Source organism: Paracoccus aerius (genome assembly GCF_014656455.1).
Lineage (GTDB): Bacteria > Pseudomonadota > Alphaproteobacteria > Rhodobacterales > Rhodobacteraceae > Paracoccus > Paracoccus aerius.
On sequence record NZ_BNCL01000018.1, the window covers coordinates 38299 to 57010 of the forward strand.

At 63.3% G+C, this 18712-nt stretch carries 17 protein-coding genes; 11 read left to right on the top strand and 6 right to left on the bottom strand.

Features of this window, described 5'->3' with window-relative positions; translation table 11 throughout:
- Positions 1–66: 66 nt before the first annotated feature.
- Entirely contained in the window at positions 67–1311 is a 1245-nt protein-coding gene (gene oiaX / locus IE224_RS16650; protein ID WP_191311984.1) for a 3-oxo-isoapionate-4-phosphate decarboxylase OiaX, read from the bottom strand.
- Positions 1308–2663, bottom strand: coding sequence for a four-carbon acid sugar kinase family protein (locus IE224_RS16655; protein ID WP_191311987.1), 1356 nt, complete (start codon positions 2661–2663; stop codon positions 1308–1310). Before IE224_RS16655 ends, oiaX begins: the two co-directional genes overlap by 4 nt.
- Positions 2664–2750: 87 nt before the next feature.
- Here IE224_RS16655 and IE224_RS16660 point away from each other — a divergent pair, with 87 nt between their 5' ends.
- The 8 genes from IE224_RS16660 (at position 2751) to IE224_RS16695 (ending at position 11448) form a co-directional block, all read left to right on the top strand.
- Positions 2751–3581, top strand: coding sequence for a phosphogluconate dehydrogenase C-terminal domain-containing protein (locus IE224_RS16660; RefSeq protein ID WP_191311988.1), 831 nt, complete (start codon positions 2751–2753; stop codon positions 3579–3581).
- Between the two features lie 115 nt (positions 3582–3696).
- Positions 3697–4638 (top strand): D-ribose ABC transporter substrate-binding protein, encoded by a 942-nt coding sequence (locus IE224_RS16665; RefSeq protein WP_191311990.1) that lies wholly within the window; start codon positions 3697–3699, stop codon positions 4636–4638.
- 68 nt (positions 4639–4706) lie between these two features.
- On the top strand, positions 4707–5336 hold the full coding sequence (locus IE224_RS16670; protein ID WP_229849423.1) for a DUF2291 family protein: 630 nt from the start codon (positions 4707–4709) through the stop codon (positions 5334–5336).
- A complete protein-coding gene (locus IE224_RS16675) occupies positions 5333–6871 on the top strand; it encodes a sugar ABC transporter ATP-binding protein (RefSeq protein ID WP_191311991.1) in 1539 nt (512 codons plus the stop codon). The genes IE224_RS16670 and IE224_RS16675 overlap by 4 nt, the downstream gene beginning before the upstream one ends.
- Positions 6868–7929 (top strand): ABC transporter permease, encoded by a 1062-nt coding sequence (locus IE224_RS16680; protein ID WP_191311993.1) that lies wholly within the window; start codon positions 6868–6870, stop codon positions 7927–7929. Before IE224_RS16675 ends, IE224_RS16680 begins: the two co-directional genes overlap by 4 nt.
- Position 7930: 1 nt before the next feature.
- The gene (locus IE224_RS16685) at positions 7931–8953 is read left to right on the top strand and encodes a Gfo/Idh/MocA family protein (RefSeq protein WP_191311994.1); all 1023 of its coding nucleotides are present in this window, start codon (positions 7931–7933) and stop codon (positions 8951–8953) included.
- On the top strand, positions 8944–10680 hold the full coding sequence (locus tag IE224_RS16690) for a D-apionate lactonase family protein (protein ID WP_191311996.1): 1737 nt from the start codon (positions 8944–8946) through the stop codon (positions 10678–10680). Before IE224_RS16685 ends, IE224_RS16690 begins: the two co-directional genes overlap by 10 nt.
- Positions 10681–10707: 27 nt before the next feature.
- Positions 10708–11448 carry a transcriptional regulator NanR gene (locus IE224_RS16695; RefSeq protein ID WP_191311998.1) on the top strand — a complete coding sequence of 247 codons (741 nt, stop codon included), beginning with the start codon at positions 10708–10710 and terminating at the stop codon, positions 11446–11448.
- 251 nt (positions 11449–11699) lie between these two features.
- On the opposite strand, the gene IE224_RS16700 is transcribed toward IE224_RS16695, so the two are convergent.
- From IE224_RS16700 to IE224_RS16715, 4 genes are all read right to left on the bottom strand, one after another.
- Positions 11700–12017 (bottom strand): transposase, encoded by a 318-nt coding sequence (locus IE224_RS16700; protein ID WP_229849424.1) that lies wholly within the window; start codon positions 12015–12017, stop codon positions 11700–11702.
- A 176-nt stretch (positions 12018–12193) separates the two neighbouring features.
- Positions 12194–13456, bottom strand: coding sequence for a glycerate kinase type-2 family protein (locus tag IE224_RS16705; protein ID WP_191312000.1), 1263 nt, complete (start codon positions 13454–13456; stop codon positions 12194–12196).
- Positions 13453–14427: an HpcH/HpaI aldolase/citrate lyase family protein gene (locus IE224_RS16710; RefSeq protein WP_191312002.1), complete on the bottom strand. Its 975-nt coding sequence runs from the start codon at positions 14425–14427 to the stop codon at positions 13453–13455. Before IE224_RS16710 ends, IE224_RS16705 begins: the two co-directional genes overlap by 4 nt.
- A 125-nt stretch (positions 14428–14552) precedes the next feature.
- Entirely contained in the window at positions 14553–15182 is a 630-nt protein-coding gene (locus tag IE224_RS16715) for a response regulator transcription factor (protein WP_191312004.1), read from the bottom strand.
- A 174-nt stretch (positions 15183–15356) separates the two neighbouring features.
- On the opposite strand from IE224_RS16715, the gene IE224_RS16720 reads away from it, so the two are divergent.
- From IE224_RS16720 to sucD, 3 genes are read left to right on the top strand one after another with little or no spacing between them, the layout of a single operon-like run.
- On the top strand, positions 15357–16604 hold the full coding sequence (locus tag IE224_RS16720) for a pyridoxal-phosphate-dependent aminotransferase family protein (RefSeq protein ID WP_191312005.1): 1248 nt from the start codon (positions 15357–15359) through the stop codon (positions 16602–16604).
- Positions 16605–16629: 25 nt separating this feature from the next.
- Entirely contained in the window at positions 16630–17826 is a 1197-nt protein-coding gene (locus tag IE224_RS16725; protein ID WP_191312007.1) for a malate--CoA ligase subunit beta, read from the top strand.
- On the top strand, positions 17826–18707 hold the full coding sequence (gene sucD / locus IE224_RS16730; protein ID WP_191312009.1) for a succinate--CoA ligase subunit alpha: 882 nt from the start codon (positions 17826–17828) through the stop codon (positions 18705–18707). Before IE224_RS16725 ends, sucD begins: the two co-directional genes overlap by 1 nt.
- The last annotated feature ends 5 nt before the right edge of the window (positions 18708–18712 follow it).

Genomic DNA, 18712 nt, shown 5'->3' on the forward strand with positions numbered 1-18712 from the left:
TGATCCACAACATCGGCATTGCGCCTCATGATTTCAAAAAAATTTCCGCATTCCTATTCTGGCAGTTCATTTCCCCCACTTCGCCAACGATGCCGCAAGGTCCGGATGATTTGCGGCGGCTTGTTGAAGACTTTCGCCATCGGCTGCCGCCTGCCAAGCCCGGCGGATCGCCCGCACTCCTGCTGCTGCACCGTTGGGATGACCGTGGATACCGCCTCCTCCCAGATACATCAGGTCCAGCGTTCCGCCTGTACGCTGATAGGTGTCGACTGCCTGCCCGCCCCATTGTCCTGAGCAAACTACTGGAAGCGGGCGATCGGCATCCGAAAAGATGGGTGTCATCACATCGTGGAAAGATTTTACGAAGCTCTCATCCGGCTCCCAGTATTTTGCCTGCATTCCGTTGATCTGGAACTGATCGACACCCAGCAAGCGCCATATCTTCTGATAGGCACGGAATTCCATCCCCAAGGCCGGGTGGCGGGTCAGGATGTCCCATCCGTTCCGGTGCGCATGCAGGCACAAGACAGACCGCTTGCGCAGAAATGCCATGCCGCCATGCCCGATGGAGTTGATGTTGACCACTGCGGCATTGCCGCCTCGAGTCGCGACGTAGTCATGGTCGCGCATCATCCGGTCAGGATCTGCCGAGGATATGCCGAAGGCATACATCACCCGCTTGCCGGTCCGGTCGGCGTGACGCTCGATCACCGGCATGATCGCATCGACGCGCGCGGCCAGCGGCGAATAGCCCGGCGACATCAGCTTTTCATCGTCTTTGATAAAATCCACGCCTGCCTCGCACAGAGTCTGGACAACCTCGGCCGTGTCCTCGGGCGAGAGGCCAAGCGAGGGCTTGATGATCGACGCGATCATCGGCCCTTCCGGCACGCCCATCAGACGGCGGGAACCGGCGATACCGAATTGCGGGCCGGGATGGCAGGCGAAGGCAGACGGGAGGTCGAGATCCATGACCCGCACCGCAGTCAGCCCGCGGATGGCATAAACGCCGCCCACGGTGATGGTCGTCAGAGCAGCGAGATCGGTGCCAATAGCGTCTAGTGGCCAAGCGATCGTGACATCAGCGCGGTGGAAAGGTCCGGACGCATCGGTCGGGAATCCAGGGTGATCTGCATCAGGAAGCGGGACAATGCTTTCAACACGGGCGGCATAACGAGCCTTCAGCGCCTCCGTCTCACCGGGCAATTCGGTAAAGGTGCCGGTGGACTGGTCGGCGGCGATCTTCTGCGCCATCGCTTCAATGCTGCCCAGTGTCTCGATACGATAGGTGACGCGGATTTGGTGTGTCATGTTGCCTCCCGTGATCCGCCGCCGTCGCGGATCCAGCCAAAATAATCCTCAGACCCCATCTGTCCGCCTTTCAGGGCGATTTCCAGCCCGTCATGGGCGCCATCGCCAAAGGCCCGGCACAGAGCAGCGCCGGGAATTGTCGGTGCTAGGGCGGTTAGCGCCGACAGGCCCAACTGGCGCATCCCGTGCCCCGAGGTATCCCCGCCCGAGATCACTGCCCGCCTGATTCCTGTAGCGCGCAACGTGGCGTCCAGGATGCGGCCTAAAGATTCCCCAATGCGGCGATTGGCCGTGCCTGCCTCCATGCCGCTGCGGGCCAGGGCCGCGCGGAAGGCTTCGACCTGCTGGCCTTCGCCAGCAGCGGAATGAACCAGGGGGCTTTGACCCGCCTCTGCTGCGGCAATGGCGGCTTGAGTCAGGCGGGTCTCCTCGGCCGTCTGGTCGGCATCGCTGCAGGTGACGGCACGTGCATCGAAGGGCAGCAGCGCAAAGCCGTTCCGCCCGGCCCAGTCCAATTGCCGCGCCGTAGTTGGCGAGACCGAGCCGGACATCGCCACGATCCGGTCAGCGCGCGATACAGGGCCTGGCGGATCGACGCGGGGGATCATGCCGCTGTCCTGCCAATGCCTGACCAGGGCATATTCAACGCCTTGGCTGCCCGCGACAAAGCCAAGGTCGGCGCGATTTTCCCAGAGCAGGCGGCCTGCTGCGGTTTCGCTGACGGGATCCATGCTATCGATGGACAAGATGCCCGCGCCCGATGCCAAGGCATCCTGCAGTGCCCGCGGATCGGCAAGCCCCTCCAGGTCGATCAGCGCCGAGGGCAGGTCCGTCTGCGCCGCCAGGTGCCGAAGCAGGTCGGCCTCGAGCATGGGCGTCACCGGATGGCGTGACATGACCGGGTGGCGGTCCAAGCGGAACACGCCGTCCAGCGTGCCCGCGAACAGGTGGCCGAATGCCTGATACCGCCGCATCTGCGGCGCGGCGGTCAGCAGGGGGACCGCCTTCGCGGACCGCACCTGCAGGCCCAACTCGATAGCGGCACCAATGGATCCGGACACAGGCGATGAGTCAAACGTCGAGCAGATCTTGTAATGCAGGATAGGCGCCCGCAGCCTGTCCAGCCAGCCGAACAGCGCAGGCAGGTTCTGCACCATCCAGGCTGGATCATGGCTACGCGCTGTGGTGGCAATCCCCACTCCCCGGCAGTCCGCGAACCGCGCCGCCAGCTCGGGCGAGGGAATGTCGGTGAACAGGACCGAAGGTAGTCCCGCGAAGTGCAGCACCTCCATCACCGCCGCCGATCCGGTGAAGTCGTCGCCCAACCATGTGACCCACGGCGCCTCAGCCATTGCACCCTCCTCTTGACAGCGTTCGTCCGTTATTATCTCATCATACCAGTTAAGCAAGGATCGATTCCTTGCGAGGAGGAGAACGAGATGACGAAGGTTGCCCTGTTCGGGGCGGGCGGCAAGATGGGCGTGCGCCTGTCGACGAACCTGGCCAAGACCGATTTCAACGTGGCCCATGTCGAGGTCAGCGATGTCGGCCGTGAGCGGCTGAAGTCTGAACTGAGCTTCGATACCGTCGATGCCGGTACCGCCCTAGCCGGGGCCGAGGTGGTGATCCTGGCGGTTCCCGATACCGTGATTCGCAAGGTTGCCGCATCCGTGGTGCCGCAGGTCGCGCCCGGCACGATGATTGTGATACTGGATGCCGCAGCACCTTTTGCGGGCCATCTGCCGGACCGTGCTGATATCACTTATTTCGTCACCCATCCCTGCCATCCGCCGATCTTCAACGACGAGGATACGCCGGAAGGCCGCGCCGATCACTTTGGCGGCGTTGCAGCGAAGCAAGGTGTGGTTAATGCCCTGATGCAGGGCCCGCGCGAGCACTACGAGTTGGGCGACCGCATCGCGCGCGCCATCTATGCCCCCGTGGCCCGCAGCTATGAGGTGACTGTCAAGCAGATGGCCATGCTGGAACCGGGCCTGTCAGAGACCGTTTGCGCCTCGCTTCTGATGGTCATGCGCGAGGCCATGGACGAGGTCGTGGCCCGCAGCGGCGTCAGCAAGGAATGCGCCCGCGACTTCCTGCTGGGGCACATGAACATCCTGGGCGCGGTGATCTTTGAGGAACGGCAGGGCCAGTTCTCGGATGCTTGCAACAAGGCTATCGAGTTTGGCATCCCCATGCTGATGCGCGACGACTGGAAGAAGGTACTGGAATGGGACGAAGTCGCCGCCAGCATCGAAAGGATCACCTGACAAACCCGAAGTCGTGACCTCGTCATACCTGTTGACAGGATGGCGATTCCCCAGCAGCTTGAAACGGTCAGAGAGGAACCGGCAGCAGTCCGGCTGACCTAAGGGAGGAAACACCATGAAACTTACCCGCCGGCTGATGATCTCAGCCTTTGGCCTTGCCATGACCATGGCCATGCCGTCCTTTGCCAGCGCGGAAGGACTGATCGCGATTATCACCCCCAGCCACGACAACCCCTTCTTCAAGGCCGAGGCCGTGGGCGCCGAGGCGCGCGCCAAGGAATTGGGCTATGATACCGTCGTGATGGTCCATGACGACGACCCCAACAAGCAGCTTGAACTGTTCAACACCGCCATCGGCCAAGGCGTGAAGGCCATCATCCTGGACAATGCGGGCGCCGACGCCACCGTGGCCGCCGTTCAGGCCGCCAAGGACGCGGGCATCCCGTCTTTCCTAATCGACCGCGAGATCAAGGAGTCCGGCATCGCCGTCAGCCAGATCGTGTCCAACAACTATCAGGGCGCGCAGCTTGGGGCCGAGGAATTCGTCCGCCTGATGGGTGAGGAAGGCAAATATGCCGAGCTTCTGGGGCGCGAGGCGGACACGAATGCAGGCATACGGTCCTCGGGCTATCACGACATTATCGACCAGTATCCTGACATGGAGATGGTGGCCCAGCAGACCGCCAACTGGTCGCAGACCGAAGCCTATACGGTGATGGAAACGATCCTGCAGGCCAACCCTGACATCAAGGGCGTGATCTCGGGCAACGACACCATGGCCATGGGCGCTTGGGCCGCGCTCGAGGCTGCAGGACGGACGGACGTGATCGTGGTGGGCTTCGACGGGTCGAACGACGTGCGCGATTCCATCAAGGCGGGCGGCATCAAGGCGACCGTGCTGCAGCCGGCCTATCGCCAGGCGCAGCTGGCCGTGGAACAGGCCGACAAGTATCTCAAGACTGGATCGACCGGCGTGGATGAAAAGCAGTTGATGGACTGCATCCTGATCAACGCCGACAATGCCGACAAGCTGGAGACTTTTGCACTCGCCGAATGATCCAGATCGGCCCGGCACCTGCGCCGGGCCGCCTTCCCATACCCTCGGAGTCCCGCATGATGCGCGCGATGACCGCGATCCTTGGCCTGTCCCTGGGCCTGATGGAGCTTGGCGCCTGTAAGATCGTTCCAAATCCCGAACCCGGCAGCGAAAGCGCGGCCTCCCAGACGGACGATGACCGGATGGCCGCAAAGGCGGGCGAGATCTATGCCGCCCAGTTGGTCCCCTATGTTGCCCAGAAGGCCATCGAACTGCCCACGCTGACAGGCGCCCTGCAGGGCGGCTTTGACGCGGCAGGCCAAGCCCATGGCGTGCGTCCCCAAGCCGAGGGCAGCCCGTGGAACTTCCTGCTCAAGGGCCAGGGCACCGTGATCGAAGCCAATCGTGAATCCCGCGCAGCCACCATGGCGCTGGACACGACCGGCGACAACCAGGCCGACGTGACGATCCAGCTTGGCCCCGTCATCAAGGGCACCGCCCTGCGCGATGCGGCGGACTTCATCGTCTTCACCGATTACCGCGACCAGATCGAATTTGCGAAGCTGGCCCGCGCGCTGAACGACCGCGCGCATGGGGCGGTCAAGCTGCCCGAGGGCGACCTGACCGGCAAGACCTTTCGCTTCGAAGGCGCGGCCACCCTGCGCACCGCCACCGATCCGATCCTGGTCGTGCCGACCCTGCTGGAAGCCGCGCCATGACCCATGAGATCGGGTTGCAGATCCGGGGCGGCACCAAGGTCTATCCCGGCACCCGCGCGTTGAAGGGGGTCGATTTCGACCTCCGCATGGGCGCGGTCAACGTGCTGGTCGGCGAAAACGGTGCCGGCAAGTCCACGATGATGAAGGTCATTGCCGGGGTCGAGCAACTGACCGAGGGCCAGATCCTCATGGACGGCCAGCCCGTCCATTTGGGCGGCACCGACGACGCCCGCCGCCACGGCATCGGCATCGTGTTCCAGGAACTCAACATGTTCCCGAACATGACGGTCGCCGAGAACATCTTCATCAACCGCGAGATCACCCGCGGCCGCATCGACATCGACACCGCCGCGCAGCGCGAGGCGACGCGCGGGTTGATGCGGCGGCTTGAACACGACATCGACCCCGACACGTTGGTGGGCGACCTGCGCGTCGGGCAGCAGCAGATCATCGAGATCGCCAAGAGCCTGGCGCAGGACGCGCGGATCCTGATCCTGGACGAGCCGACCAGTGCGCTTTCCGCCGCGGAGGTGGAGATCCTGTTCCGCGTCATCGCTGACCTGAAGAAGCAGGGCGTGGGGATCGTCTACATCTCGCACCGGCTGGAGGAACTGATCCGCATCGGCGACTACATCACCGTGCTGCGCGACGGCGCGATCACGGGCGCGCGGTCGATGGAGGGCGTCGACGTGGGCTGGATCGTCCGCGCCATGATCGGCGAAGCGTCCAAGGACTTTGCCAAGGAGATCGACCACCCTTACGGCGCCGAGGTCTTCCATGCCGAGGACGTGACCCTGCCCCGTCCCGGCGGCGGCATGGCCGTCGATCATGTCAGCATGTCCCTGCGCGCAGGAGAGATCCTGGGAGTCTATGGCTTGATGGGCGCCGGTCGCAGCGAGTTCCTGGAATGCGTGATCGGCCGCCATCCCCATGCGGGCGGGCGCATGTTTGTGGATGGTAAGCTGCTGAAGACCCGCACCGTTTCGGGCCGCATCCGGTCTGGGATTGCCCTGATCCCCGAAGATCGCAAGAACGACGGCCTGGTGCAGATCCTGTCGATCCGCGAGAACATGACGCTTTCGTCGCTTGGTGCGTTTACCACCGGCTTCCACATGAACCTGGGTGCCGAACGCGGCACGGTGCGCGATTTCGTCAAGCGCCTGACGGTCAAGATCGCTTCGATGGAGAACCCGGTTTCCAGCCTGTCGGGCGGCAACCAGCAGAAGGTCGTCATCGGCAAGGCGCTGATGACCAAGCCCAAGGTGCTGCTGATGGACGAACCCTCGCGCGGGATCGACATCGGCGCCAAGGCCGAAGTCTTCCGCACCATGCGCAAGCTGGCCGCCGAGGGGCTTGGCATCGTCTTCGTTACCTCGGACATGGAGGAGCTGATGGCCCTGTCCGACCGCATCATCGTCATGTCGAACGGCCGCGTCACCGGTGAATTCGACCGCAAGGACGCCACCGAGACCCTTGTCATCGCCGCATCGGCCAAGGGCCACGCCCCCACTCCCGTCAAGGAACCCGCCGCATGACCCATGCCGCCACAACGCCCGCGCCGCAGGCCGGGTCCGCGAACCTGCTGCTGGTGCTGCTGAAGGCGCGGACCTTCATCGCGCTGATCCTGGTCTTCGCCTTTTTCGCCTTTGCCGCGCCGAATTTCCTGTCTACGGCGAACATGGTGATCATGTCGAAGCATGTCGCGCTGAACGCCTTTCTGGCGATCGGCATGACCTTCGTGATCATTTCGGGCGGGATCGACCTGTCGGTCGGCTCCATCGTCGGTCTTTGCGGCATGGTCGCGGGCTGGCTGGTGCTTTACGGCATCGACCTGGGGCTTGGCTGGTCGATCCAGTTCAACACCGTCGAGATCTGCCTGATCGTGATGGTCGTGGGGGTTCTGATCGGCGCGGTCAACGCCTTCCTGATCACCAAGCTGAACGTCGCGCCCTTCATCGCTACGCTTGGCACGCTTTATGTCTGCCGGGGCGCGGCGATGCTGTTTTCCGACGGGCGGACCTTCCCGAACCTGAACGGCAACCCCGAATACGGATCCGACACCTTCCGCCTGATCGGGGCGGGGGACGTGCTGGGACTGCCGATCTCGATCTGGATGCTGATCGTGGTGGCACTGATCGCGGCATATATTGCGCGCCGCACGCCGCTGGGGCGATACATGTATGCCGTGGGCGGCAACGAACGGGGCGCGGCGCTGTCGGGCGTCAAGGTGAACCGGATCAAGTTCTTCGTCTACATGTTCAGCGGGCTTTGCGCGGCGCTGGTGGGGCTGATCGTCTCATCCCAGCTGGTTGCCTCGCATCCTGCGACGGGCCAGGCCTTCGAGCTGAACGCGATTGCCGCAGCCGTCCTTGGCGGCACGTCCATGTCGGGCGGGCGCGGGCGGATCGGCGGCACCATCGTCGGCGCCTTCGTGATCGGCGTGCTGTCGGACGGGCTGGTGATGATGGGCGTGTCGTCCTTCTGGCAGACGGTCATCAAAGGGCTTGTCATCATCGCCGCCGTCGTGGTCGATCAGGCGCAACAGAAACTACAGGCCCGCGTCGCACTGCAGGCCGAAGCCGCGGGGAAGTAAGATGAAGGGTGCATTGATCGGCTGCGGGTTCTTCGCGCAGAACCAGATGCATGGCTGGACCGGGATCGAGGGCGTAAAGATCGTGGCCGTCTGCGACCGCGATCCTGCGCGGCGCGATGAGACGGCGGCTCGCTTCGACGCCCGCCCCTATGCTGAGGCCGCCGAGATGCTGGCAGCCGAGGATCTGGACTTCGTGGACATTGCGACCACTGTCGCCTCTCACCGTCCGCTGGTCGAACTGGCGGCACGGGCGGGCGTCCACGTCATCTGCCAGAAACCCTTCGCCGAGACTATGGAGGATGCCCGCGCGATGGTTGCTGCCGTCGACGCGTCGGGCAAAACCCTGATGGTGCATGAGAACTTTCGCTGGCAATCTGCGGTCCGCGCAGCCATTGATGCCGTGCGCGGAGGGGTCATCGGCACACCCTTCTTCGGGCGCGTCAGCTTTCGGTCGGGCTATGACGTGTTCTCGGGCCAGCCCTATCTAGCGACCGACCCGCGCTTCATCATCCAGGACCTGGGGATCCATATCCTCGACGTGGCCCGCGCCCTGTTCGGCGACGTGGCGACACTGTCGGCCACCACGCGGCGGATCAACCCGGCGATCCGGGGTGAGGACGTGGCGACCATGCTGCTGGAGCACACAAGCGGCGTGACCAGCGTGGTCGATTGTTCCTATGCGACCCGCCGCCAGCCCGAGACCTTCCCGGAAACGCTGCTGGAGATCGACGGTGATAGGGGCACCCTTCGGCTGGACGCGGGGTACCGACTGGTGATCCAGACGGAGGGCGAACAGGTTCGCGACGTGGCCCCGCCGGTCCTGCCTTGGGCGGAACGGCCCTGGCACAACATCCAGGAAAGCGTGCAGATCATCCAGGCGCATTTCGTGGACTGCATGCGGGCGGGCGTGCAGCCCGAAACGTCGGGGCATGACAACCTCAAGACGCTGGCCCTGGTCGAGGCGGCCTATCGGTCCGCCGCCGATCGCTCTCGCATCGGCATGCAGGCGCCGGAATGGACCTGACCCGGCTCTTCGGCACTGACAAGCCGCCGCGCCGGGGCGAGGTGCTGCGGAGGGGCGAAGCGCAGGTAACGCTGGAGGCCGGGCAGTTGCGCCACCTGCGCATTGGCGGGACTGAGGCGATCCGCGCCGTCTCCTTCCTGGTGCGCGACCGGGATTGGGGCACGGTGGAACCCGTCATCACGGAACTGGCGATGAAGGGCGGGCATGTTGCCTACGTGGCCCGCTATGACATGGGCGGGGGCAGCCTTGATGCGCAGGTCACACTGACCCTGACACCCGACAGCCTGACGGCCGAGGTCGTGGCGGTGGCCCAGGGCACTGTGGAAACCAACCGCGCGGGCTTCACCGTCCTGCACCCGATCGAGAGCGTGGCCGGTGCGCCCGTCAGTGTCGGCCATTCCGACGGCAGCGTCGAGGAGACGCGCTTCCCGGCCCTGGTCGAGCCTTGGCAGCCCTTCAAAGATATTGCCTCGCTGACCCACCAGACGGGCAGGTTGCGCATCGAATGCCGGCTAGAGGGCGATGTCTTCGAGATGGAGGATCAGCGCCAATGGGGCGATGCCTCCTTCAAGACCTACAACCGACCGCTGGCGCTGCCCTGGCCCTATGCCGTCCGTAACGGCGCGGAACTGCGGCAGGTCGTGCGGATCGCGTGGACCCCTGCCCCGGCTGCCGAGCCGGTCGCGCCGATCCGCGCGCAGACGCCAGACCCGACCTTCCCCCAAACCGCGCTTGTTTTGACCGCAACTGACGCCCGCCGCGCCACGGCCAACCCCGACGACCTGAGCCGGATCGGTGCGCAGCGGGTGCTGTGCCATTGGGACATCGCTGCCGGGCATGGCCTGGCGGAACTGCGCGACTTCGCGGCGCTGCAAGTCGCCCTGCCCTATCTAGCCCATGACCTTGAACTGATTGCCGCCTGCCCGCCCGACAGCGACCTCAATGCGGAATTTGCGAGCTATGCCGCCGATCTGGAAGCATCGGGTTTCCGCCCTGCATCCATCATGACCTGCCCCTCGGTGGACCGGCAATCGACCCCGCCGGGATCTGAATGGCCCCCCTGCCCGCCCTTGGAGGCGATCTACGCCGCCGCCCGCAAGGCCTTCCCCGGCATCCCCCTGGGCGGCGGCATGGCGAGTTTCTTTCCCGAACTGAACCGCAAGCGTCCGCCCGCCGAGGCTTGGGATTTCGTCACTCACGGCCTCTGCCCCATCGTCCATGCCGCCGACGACCTGTCGGTGATGGAAACGCTGGAGGCTGTGCCGCATATCCTTGCCTCGGCCCGCGTGATCATCGGCAAGCGGGACTATCGGCTGGGGCCGTCCACCATCGCCATGCGCCAGAACCCCTATGGCAGCCGCACGATTCCGAACCTCGACCGCGACCGGGTCTGCATGGCGGACGACGACCCCCGGCAGGACGGCGCCTTTGCCGCGGCCTGGACGCTAGGACTGGCCGCAAGCATCGCGCTCGCAGGCGTTACGGTCTGGACGCCCGCCGCGCTTTACGGTCCGCGCGGGCTGATCCGCGACGATGGCAGCCTACGCCCCGTGGCAGCCGCGGTGCAGGCCATGGCTGCACAAGCGGGAAAGGCAGTCCGCAGAGCAACTGTGGCCCACGGACGGGCAGAACTGGCCTTCAATACCACCACCCTGGCTGCCAACCTGACGCCGGACGGGCCGGATCCCTTCGGCTGGCAAAGCTTCCGGTCTTCGCATAAGTCCTGAGGAATGACCGCAGCCAGGGGCCACGCCATGAAACACGACCAGCTTGCCAGCCCCAACCGGATCACCCGTCGTAAGCTGTCCGACCAAGTCTTCGACCGCCTGCGCGAGATGATAGCCAACGGCGAACTGCAACCCGGCGCGCCGATGCCATCGGAACGCGACCTGATGGAACGCTTCGGCGTCGGCCGCCCCGCCGTACGCGAAGCCTTGCAGCACATGCACACCATGGGCCTGATCACCATCAGCCATGGCGAACGCAGCCGTGTGAACGAGTTGTCCGCAGGCAGCGTGCTGGAACGTGTGGACGACGTGGCACGGATGCTGCTGTCATCCGAACCGGAACAGCTTGAGCATCTGAAGCAAGCCCGGCGCATGTTCGAATGCGGGCTGGTGCGGGTCGCAGCCGAGAACGCCACCGCCCAAGACGTGCGCGACCTGCGCGATCTGGTGCGCGAACAGCGCGCCCGCGTCGGCAATCCCGGGGCTTTCGTGACCGCCGACATGACCTTTCACAGCCGCATCGCGCAGATCTCGGCCAACCCGATCCTAGTTGCGACTAGTCAATCCATGTTGCGGTGGCTTTTCCAGTATCACGGCGTCCTTCTGCACTGGTCCGGCAGGGAAAAGGTTACCCTGCACGAACATGACGACATCGTGGACCTGATCGCTGCGCGTGACGCGGATGGTGCGGTGGCGGCAATGCAGGCGCATCTGGACAGATCAAATCCGCTCTATCTGCACGCGAATGTCACCAATCGTGCCGACTGAGTAGGGGCTAGCCATCAGGACACTTGAACAGTATGCGGGTTGGCTCTGGAATGAAGCGGGCACTCCGCACAGGCTTTGCTACAAGACGATCTGCCAGTGTATTTACTCTGCCGGGGATCAGTCAGAAAAAATTGGTCTGCGTCCTGCCCGAGCGGCACGGAAAGTGAAAAGCCCGCACCGGAGCGGCATCGGGCGTCTGCAGGCTCATGGCTTTGCACCCTCGTCGGATGGAGCAGCCCTGGGGCCGCTGATCACGAAGCATCCCTCGCTGCCGCTCGCGCCCAGGATCCGCGGCGTTTTTTGGCAAGATCCAGCTCCATGGTGAGCTGACCCACCTTCCGCTCGAGCGCGGCAATGCGGGCTTCATACTCGGCGATCACGCTTGCCTGGGCTTCCTCGTCATTCAGCTCGCCCCGATCGAACTGCGTGAGCCACAGCTGGATGAGGTTGGCGGAAAGGTTGTGGCTTCGTTGCGCATCGCGCCGCCCGAGGACGCCGGCACGGATGTCCTGGCAGAGCTGCAGCTTGAACGGCGTCGAGTGCCGGCGGTAGGGACCTCGTGTTGTCATGGGCCTTCTCCAATCAAGGCCCGTCCAGCGTATCAGTTTTTCAGGGTCCTGTGGTCCAGCCCGATGGGTTCACTCCACTCCCGCATCAGTGGGTTGCTCAATCTTGGATCTTGATCTCCGACATATGCGCGAGCATCGTCGCACTTGCTTATGGCGGCTGAACATATGTGCAAAAGTTAAGATAGCAGCAGGACCTGCACGTCTGCCACATTGGTGCCGGTGGTTCCGGTGATGAGCAGGTCGCCCGCCGCGGATAGCGCCGCGTGGCTGTCGTTGTTTGCGAGCAGGGACATGCTATCGACGCGTGAGGCCTTGATCCGGCCCAAGGTGGTGCCGTCAACTAAACCGCCCGCCGCATCAGTCGGACCGTCACGGCCATCTGTCCCACCGCTGAGAAACACCCACGGCCGTTGCCAGTCGCGTCCAAGCATCGCCACGCGCAGCGCCAGTTCCTGATTGCGTCCCCCTCTGCCGCTCCCCCGCAGGTTCACGGTGGTTTCTCCGCCGAAGACCAAGGCCTGTGGCCTGTCGGATGAGGCTTGTGCGGCAGCCTCGGCAATGCGTGAGGCAGCGTCGGACACATCGCCAACCAAGCGGTTGCTAATGATTTGCGCAGCCCACCCCGGAGGTACCGCATCGTACATCGCCGTGAGCGAGCTTTCGTTACTGCCAACAAGGTAATTGTCGGCGGAAACTACAGCCGGTGCCGCGTCGATCTCGCTTAATACTGTAACCGCCGCAGGAGGAAGCTTCTCCAGAAGCCCGTGCTGCGCAAGCAGGTCAAGAGCATCCTGCGCAGTTCCCAGCGGCGCGACCGTGGGGCCGCTGGCGATTGCACCGAGATCGTTGCCGATCACATCGGACAGGATCAACGCCGTAACCCGGGCCGGGGCAGCATAGCGCAAGAAGCCGCCGCCTTTGAGATCAGATAGCTGCTGGCGGATGAGGTTGACCTGCCCGATCGCCAGCCCGCCGGCCAGAAGCAGGCGGTTTACCTGTTGCTTGTCCGACAGCGTCAAGGGTGGACGGGGCGCGGGCACCAACGACGAGCCGCCCCCCGAGATCAGCGCATAGACCCGGTCCTGCGCTCCTGCCCCCTTCAGCATCTCCATGATGCGTTGGCCCGCGCGCAGCCCGGCTTCATCAGGTACCGGATGGCCGGCGCTCAGCACCGTGGCGCCAGGCATCGCCCGGTCGTTGCCGTAGTGCGTGACTGCAAGCGCCACGACCGGGGCGCGCACATGCTGCATCGCCTCGGCCAGCATGGCGGGGGCGGCCTTGCCGATGGCGATCAGGATGTTCCGGCCCCCCGCCGCCAGTTGGGCGGGGGGCTGCTTGTTGAAATGCCTGCGTATGGCGAGGGCGGGATCGGCCGCGCGAACGGCCTCGTCATAGAGCTTTCGTGCCAAGGCGCGCATTTTGGCAAGGTCCGATGTCATGCGGCGATTTGTCGGGCTTTCTGCACCAGCACCTCGGCCTGGCGGATAGAGGCGTAGTCGATCAGCCTACCGTCCAATGAAACTGCGCCCTTGCCCTCGGCCTCGGCCTTGGCCATGGCGTCAAGGATCTTCTGGGCACGCTCGACCTCGGCAGTCGAGGGGCTCATCACCTCGTTGGCCAGCGAGATTTGGCTCGGGTGAATTGCCCATTTTCCCTCGCAGCCGAGAACCGCGGCACGATAGGCGGCGGCCTTGTAACCCTCGGGATCAGAAAAGTCGCCGAATGGACCGTCGATCGGGCGCAGGCCATTGGCTCTGGCCGCAACCACCATGCGCGACAGGGCATAGTGCCACATGTCGCCCCAGTGAATCTGACGGTCGCCGCCAGCGTCCTTGTCGGTCAAGACAGAGTATTTTTCGTTTACGCCGCCAATGATGGTCGTGCGGGCACGGGTGCTGGCGGCATAATCGGCTACGCCAAAGTGCAGGCTTTCGTTGCGCTTGGAAGCGGCGGCAATCTCACTGATGTTCTGCATGCCCAACGCAGTCTCGATAATGTGCTCAAAGCCGATCCGTTTCTTGTAACCCTTGGCGTCCTCGATTTGGGTGACCAGCATGTCCACGGCATAGACGTCGGCAGCCGTGCCTACCTTAGGGATCATGATGAGGTCCAGCCGCTCTCCAGCCTGTTCGACGACATCCACGACATCGCGATACATGTAGTGCGTATCAAGCCCGTTGATTCGCAGTGACATGGTTTTCCGGCCCCAGTCAATTTCATTAAGGGCCTTGATGATGTTCTTGCGGGCCTGCGCCTTCTCGTCGGGCGCAACCGCGTCCTCAAGATCCAGAAAAATCACATCTGCCTTGGAAGCGGCGGCTTTTTCGAACATTTGAGGCTGGCTGCCGGGCACGGCAAGTTCGCTTCGGTTCAGGCGAGCAGGGGCTTGTTCGATAGGGAAAAAGCTCATGGCTTGTTGCTCCAGCATGTGATGTGGGGGAATAGCCGTAGACAGATCGAAATATTATTGCGTGTCAAGGAACAAATTAACAAAGAAGTTGCGCCTTCGCCCGCTGCCCCTGATTTCACTACTAATCAACCGCTCTGGTTTGAGTAATAGTAGGCAATTGCTTGAGCGCGGTTCTTGACAGAGAGCTTGTCATATAGGTTCGACAGGTGAAATTTGACCGTGTTGGCGGAAATCCCAAGCTCCCGCGACAGTTCACGGTTCGTCATCCCTTTAGACAGCGCTTGGAGCATGTCGGTTTCCCGCCGCGACAGACTCTGCATGAGGCTGTTCTGCAGGTCGCGCACATCAAGGTATGGAAAAACCATCTTGCCCTCCGCGACGGCGATGCAGGTCTCGAGAAGCGTCTCGACAGACCCGCTGCGAGGTGCAAAACCCGCTGCCCCTGCCCCCATCGCGGCCAAATGTGCTCCACTGGATTGATCGCCATAGACGACAACGCGGGGGCCTGCGGCTTCGTCGCGCAACCTCTCCATCAGGCGTACTCCCCCTGTCGGCGGCAGGCTCCACTCGATGATTCCCAACTGCGCTGGAGCCCGCCCTACGGTGGCCAGAAAACCTTCAGTCGTGGCAGATGTGGCTAGCAGTGAAAACCGTTCATCTCGCTCAAAAATCTCCGACAAGGCCGACAACACGAGCGGGTTGCTGTCAGCAAGAATGATCGTGATCGCTCTTTCAGCCGCTTTCACGGTGCGCATGTGCTGATCCTTTCAATCAAGGTCAAAAACCCAGCTTAGAAAACGCCTGTCCAACCTTTTGGGTAGGAAAGGGCCCACCCGATTAACTACCCGAAGGCAGCATAATATTACGTTGCGCTACATGTCCAGAAAACGCTCTATAAATTTCAAGAAGCTTGATCATGAGGAAATATTATGACCGAAGCAGCTTTCTTCCCGCAGCTTGAGATCCCCAATACCATTGCAGCGGGTCCAGGACCGGGACATACCGATGCGCGTGTGCTTGACCGTTTCGCCAGTGCAGGCATGGCTGACCACATGCATGCCGATGTCCTGCGAGGCATGATCGAATGCAAGCTGATGCTGCGTTCGGTCATGGGAACCCGGAACATCCATACGTTCGGCGTCGCCGGAACCGGTTGGAGCGGGCTCGACTGCCTGTTCAGTGCCGTCATGCCGGGCGACAGGGTGGTCGTCTTCGTCAATGGTACCTTCTCCGGCATCGATGGTCTAACACTGCGGATGAAGGCTGCAACGGCCAAAGAGTTGGCCGCGAGCCCGATGGACCCACAGCCCGCCTCGGTCAAGATCGTGACCGTGCCGCATGGACAATCCGTCACTGCCGAGATCGTCGAAGCCGCACTGGCCGAGCACAACGCGAAATGGGCCGCGATGGCGCATTGGGAAACCGGTTCTGGGCGGATCAACGATCTGCGCGGTTTCTCGGACGCCTGCGCCCGCCATGACGTGATGGGTCTGGTCGATGCGGTATCGTCGCTGGGCGTCGAGGATTTCCGCATCGACGATTACCCCGGCGTCCATGGCTGGGCGTCCTGTCCGCAGAAAGGGATCTGCTGCCTGCCGCTGACCTATGCGCCCGTCTCCTTCACCGATCGATACATTGCCAACCTGCGTCAAACCGGCTGCCGGACCTTCGTTCACCACCCTATTCTGGAGGCGCGGCACTGGGGCATCGTCGAGGGCAAGGACGTGGGAAAGGGGGTCTATCACCGGACCCACAGCGCCTATGCGGTTGCCGCCTTCCATGAGGCCCTGCGGATCACGCTTCAGCAGACAGTGGCTGGTCGCGCCAAGTCCTATGTGTTCCATGAGGCGGCGCTGCGCGATGCAGTGACGGCGATGGGGTGCAAGGTCACGTCGAACATGCCCTCTCTGGTGGTGCTGAATCTGCCTAACAAGCTGGCGGGGCGCGAGATGGAACTGGTACAGACCTGCCGCGCCTCCGGCTTTGGCATATGGCCAACCCTGTCCGAGCCGGTCCAGGTCCGCATCGGTATCCTGAACCTGCTGAACCAGAACGCGATCACCGACATCGTAAATCGCTTTGCTGCCGCCCTGAACAAGATGGGCGCCGAGATCGATACGGGGCGGATGAACGAACGCCTTGAACAGCATTATCAGACATTGGTCGCCGCCGAATAACGGTGCCCTCTGGGAGGAGGCGAAGATGGACATTCACGAATACCAAGCCAAGGAAATACTCAGCAACTTCGGTGTCGGCATTCCTCAGGGTGCGCTTGCCTACAGCCCCGAGCAGGCCGCCTATCGCGCCCGGGAGATGGGCGGCGACCGCTGGGTGGTCAAGGCGCAGGTCCATGCCGGCGGACGGGGCAAGGCAGGCGGCGTCAAGGTTTGCACGAGCGACACCGAAATCCAGGACGTGACCGAGGGCATGTTCGGACAGAAGCTGGTCACCCACCAGACCGGACCCGACGGCAAGGGCATCTACCGCGTCTATGTCGAGGCCGCCGTGCCCATTGCCCGCGAAATCTATCTAGGCTTCGTGCTGGACCGTGCCAGCCAGCGCGTGATGATCGTCGCCAGCAGCGAGGGCGGCATGGAAATCGAGGAGATTTCGGCCCACCGGCCCGACAGCATCGTGCGCGCCACGGTAGAACCCGCGGTCGGCTTGCAGGAATTCGAGTGCCGCGAGATCGCTTTCGCCCTGGGGATAAAGCCCGGAATGGTGCAGCAGATGGTGCGGACACTACTGGGCTGTTATCGCGCCTTCCGAGATCTCGACGCCACCATGGTCGAGGTGAACCCGCTGGTCGTCACGAGCGACGACCGCATTCTGGCACTAGACGCCAAGATGACCTTCGACAACAACGCCCTGTTCCGCCACCCACAAATCTCGGAACTGCGCGACAAGTCGCAGGAGGACCCGCGCGAGTCTCGCGCCGCCGACCGGGGCCTGTCCTATGTTGGGTTGGACGGTAATATCGGCTGCATCGTCAATGGCGCCGGCCTTGCAATGGCCACCATGGACACGATCAAGCTGGCCGGCGGAGAGCCCGCGAACTTTCTGGACATCGGGGGGGGCGCCACGCCCGAACGGGTGGCAAAGGCGTTCCGCCTGGTGATGTCCGACAAGAACGTCCAGGCGATCCTGGTCAACATCTTTGCGGGCATTAACCGCTGCGACTGGGTAGCCGAGGGTGTGGTGCGCGCACTGCGCGACGAGCCGGTGGACGTTCCGGTCGTAGTCCGCCTGGCGGGGACCAACGTCAAGGAAGGCCAGAAGATTCTGGCGCAAAGCGGCCTGCCGCTGATCCGCGCCACCACCCTAATGGAAGCCGCCGAGCGTGCCGTGATGGCCTGGCGTGCCGATACTAACCGCAATCCCAGCTTGAAGGTCGTGTGATGAGCATTTTTCTGGATCATGAAACCCCTGTCCTTGTTCAGGGCATTACCGGCAAGATGGCCCGCTTCCATACCAAGGAAATGTTGGAATACGGCACCAATGTCGTGGGCGGCGTTGTGCCCGGCAAGGGTGGCGAGACGGTCGAAAGCGTGCCGGTTTTCAACACCATGAAGGAGGCCGTGGCCGAAACCGGCGCGAAGGCCACTCTTGTCTTCGTGCCGCCGCCCGCTGCCGCCGACAGCATCATGGAAGCCGCGGACGCCGGCATCCGCTATTGCGTCTGCATCACCGACGGGATCCCGGCCCAGGACATGATCCGCGTCAAACGCTATATGTACCGCTATCCCAAGGAACGCCGTATGATCCTGACTGGCCCGAACTGCGCGGGCACGATCAGCCCGGGCAAGGCCATGTTGGGCATCATGCCAGGCCACATCTACCTTCCGGGCCACGTGGGCATCGTCGGCCGCTCGGGCACGCTGGGCTATGAAGCCGCCGCCCAGCTCAAGGAACTGGGGCTTGGGGTTTCGACCAGTGTGGGGATCGGCGGAGATCCAATCAACGGCTCGTCCTTCCGTGATGTTCTGGAGCATTTCCAGAATGACGACGATACCCACGCCATCTGCCTGATCGGCGAGATCGGCGGCCCGCAGGAAGCCGAAGCGGCCGAGTACATCCGCGATCATGTCACCAAGCCGGTCGTGGCCTATGTGGCGGGCCTGACTGCGCCCAAGGGCCGGACCATGGGCCATGCAGGCGCGATCATCTCGGCCTTTGGTGAAAGCGCCTCCGAAAAGGTCGAGATCCTGGCGGCGGCAGGCGTGACCATGGCCGAAAATCCGGCCGTTATCGGGGCGACCGTCGCCCGTGTCCTGCAATAGGGTGG

Excerpts from the sequence above, each read along its gene's own strand:
- IE224_RS16700 (WP_229849424.1), bottom strand. The coding sequence starts at position 12,017 with ATGACAACACGAGGTCCCTACCGCCGGCACTCGACGCCGTTCAAGCTG.
- IE224_RS16655 (WP_191311987.1), bottom strand. The coding sequence starts at position 2,663 with ATGGCTGAGGCGCCGTGGGTCACATGGTTGGGCGACGACTTCACCGGA.
- IE224_RS16680 (WP_191311993.1), top strand. The coding sequence starts at position 6,868 with ATGACCCATGCCGCCACAACGCCCGCGCCGCAGGCCGGGTCCGCGAAC.
- IE224_RS16695 (WP_191311998.1), top strand. The coding sequence starts at position 10,708 with ATGAAACACGACCAGCTTGCCAGCCCCAACCGGATCACCCGTCGTAAG.
- IE224_RS16690 (WP_191311996.1), top strand. The coding sequence starts at position 8,944 with ATGGACCTGACCCGGCTCTTCGGCACTGACAAGCCGCCGCGCCGGGGC.
- IE224_RS16660 (WP_191311988.1), top strand. The coding sequence starts at position 2,751 with ATGACGAAGGTTGCCCTGTTCGGGGCGGGCGGCAAGATGGGCGTGCGC.
- IE224_RS16670 (WP_229849423.1), top strand. The coding sequence starts at position 4,707 with ATGACCGCGATCCTTGGCCTGTCCCTGGGCCTGATGGAGCTTGGCGCC.
- IE224_RS16685 (WP_191311994.1), top strand. The coding sequence starts at position 7,931 with ATGAAGGGTGCATTGATCGGCTGCGGGTTCTTCGCGCAGAACCAGATG.
- IE224_RS16725 (WP_191312007.1), top strand. The coding sequence starts at position 16,630 with ATGGACATTCACGAATACCAAGCCAAGGAAATACTCAGCAACTTCGGT.
- IE224_RS16710 (WP_191312002.1), bottom strand. The coding sequence starts at position 14,427 with ATGAGCTTTTTCCCTATCGAACAAGCCCCTGCTCGCCTGAACCGAAGC.
- IE224_RS16675 (WP_191311991.1), top strand. The coding sequence starts at position 5,333 with ATGACCCATGAGATCGGGTTGCAGATCCGGGGCGGCACCAAGGTCTAT.
- oiaX (WP_191311984.1), bottom strand. The coding sequence starts at position 1,311 with ATGACACACCAAATCCGCGTCACCTATCGTATCGAGACACTGGGCAGC.
- sucD (WP_191312009.1), top strand. The coding sequence starts at position 17,826 with ATGAGCATTTTTCTGGATCATGAAACCCCTGTCCTTGTTCAGGGCATT.
- IE224_RS16715 (WP_191312004.1), bottom strand. The coding sequence starts at position 15,182 with ATGCGCACCGTGAAAGCGGCTGAAAGAGCGATCACGATCATTCTTGCT.
- IE224_RS16705 (WP_191312000.1), bottom strand. The coding sequence starts at position 13,456 with ATGACATCGGACCTTGCCAAAATGCGCGCCTTGGCACGAAAGCTCTAT.
- IE224_RS16720 (WP_191312005.1), top strand. The coding sequence starts at position 15,357 with ATGACCGAAGCAGCTTTCTTCCCGCAGCTTGAGATCCCCAATACCATT.
- IE224_RS16665 (WP_191311990.1), top strand. The coding sequence starts at position 3,697 with ATGAAACTTACCCGCCGGCTGATGATCTCAGCCTTTGGCCTTGCCATG.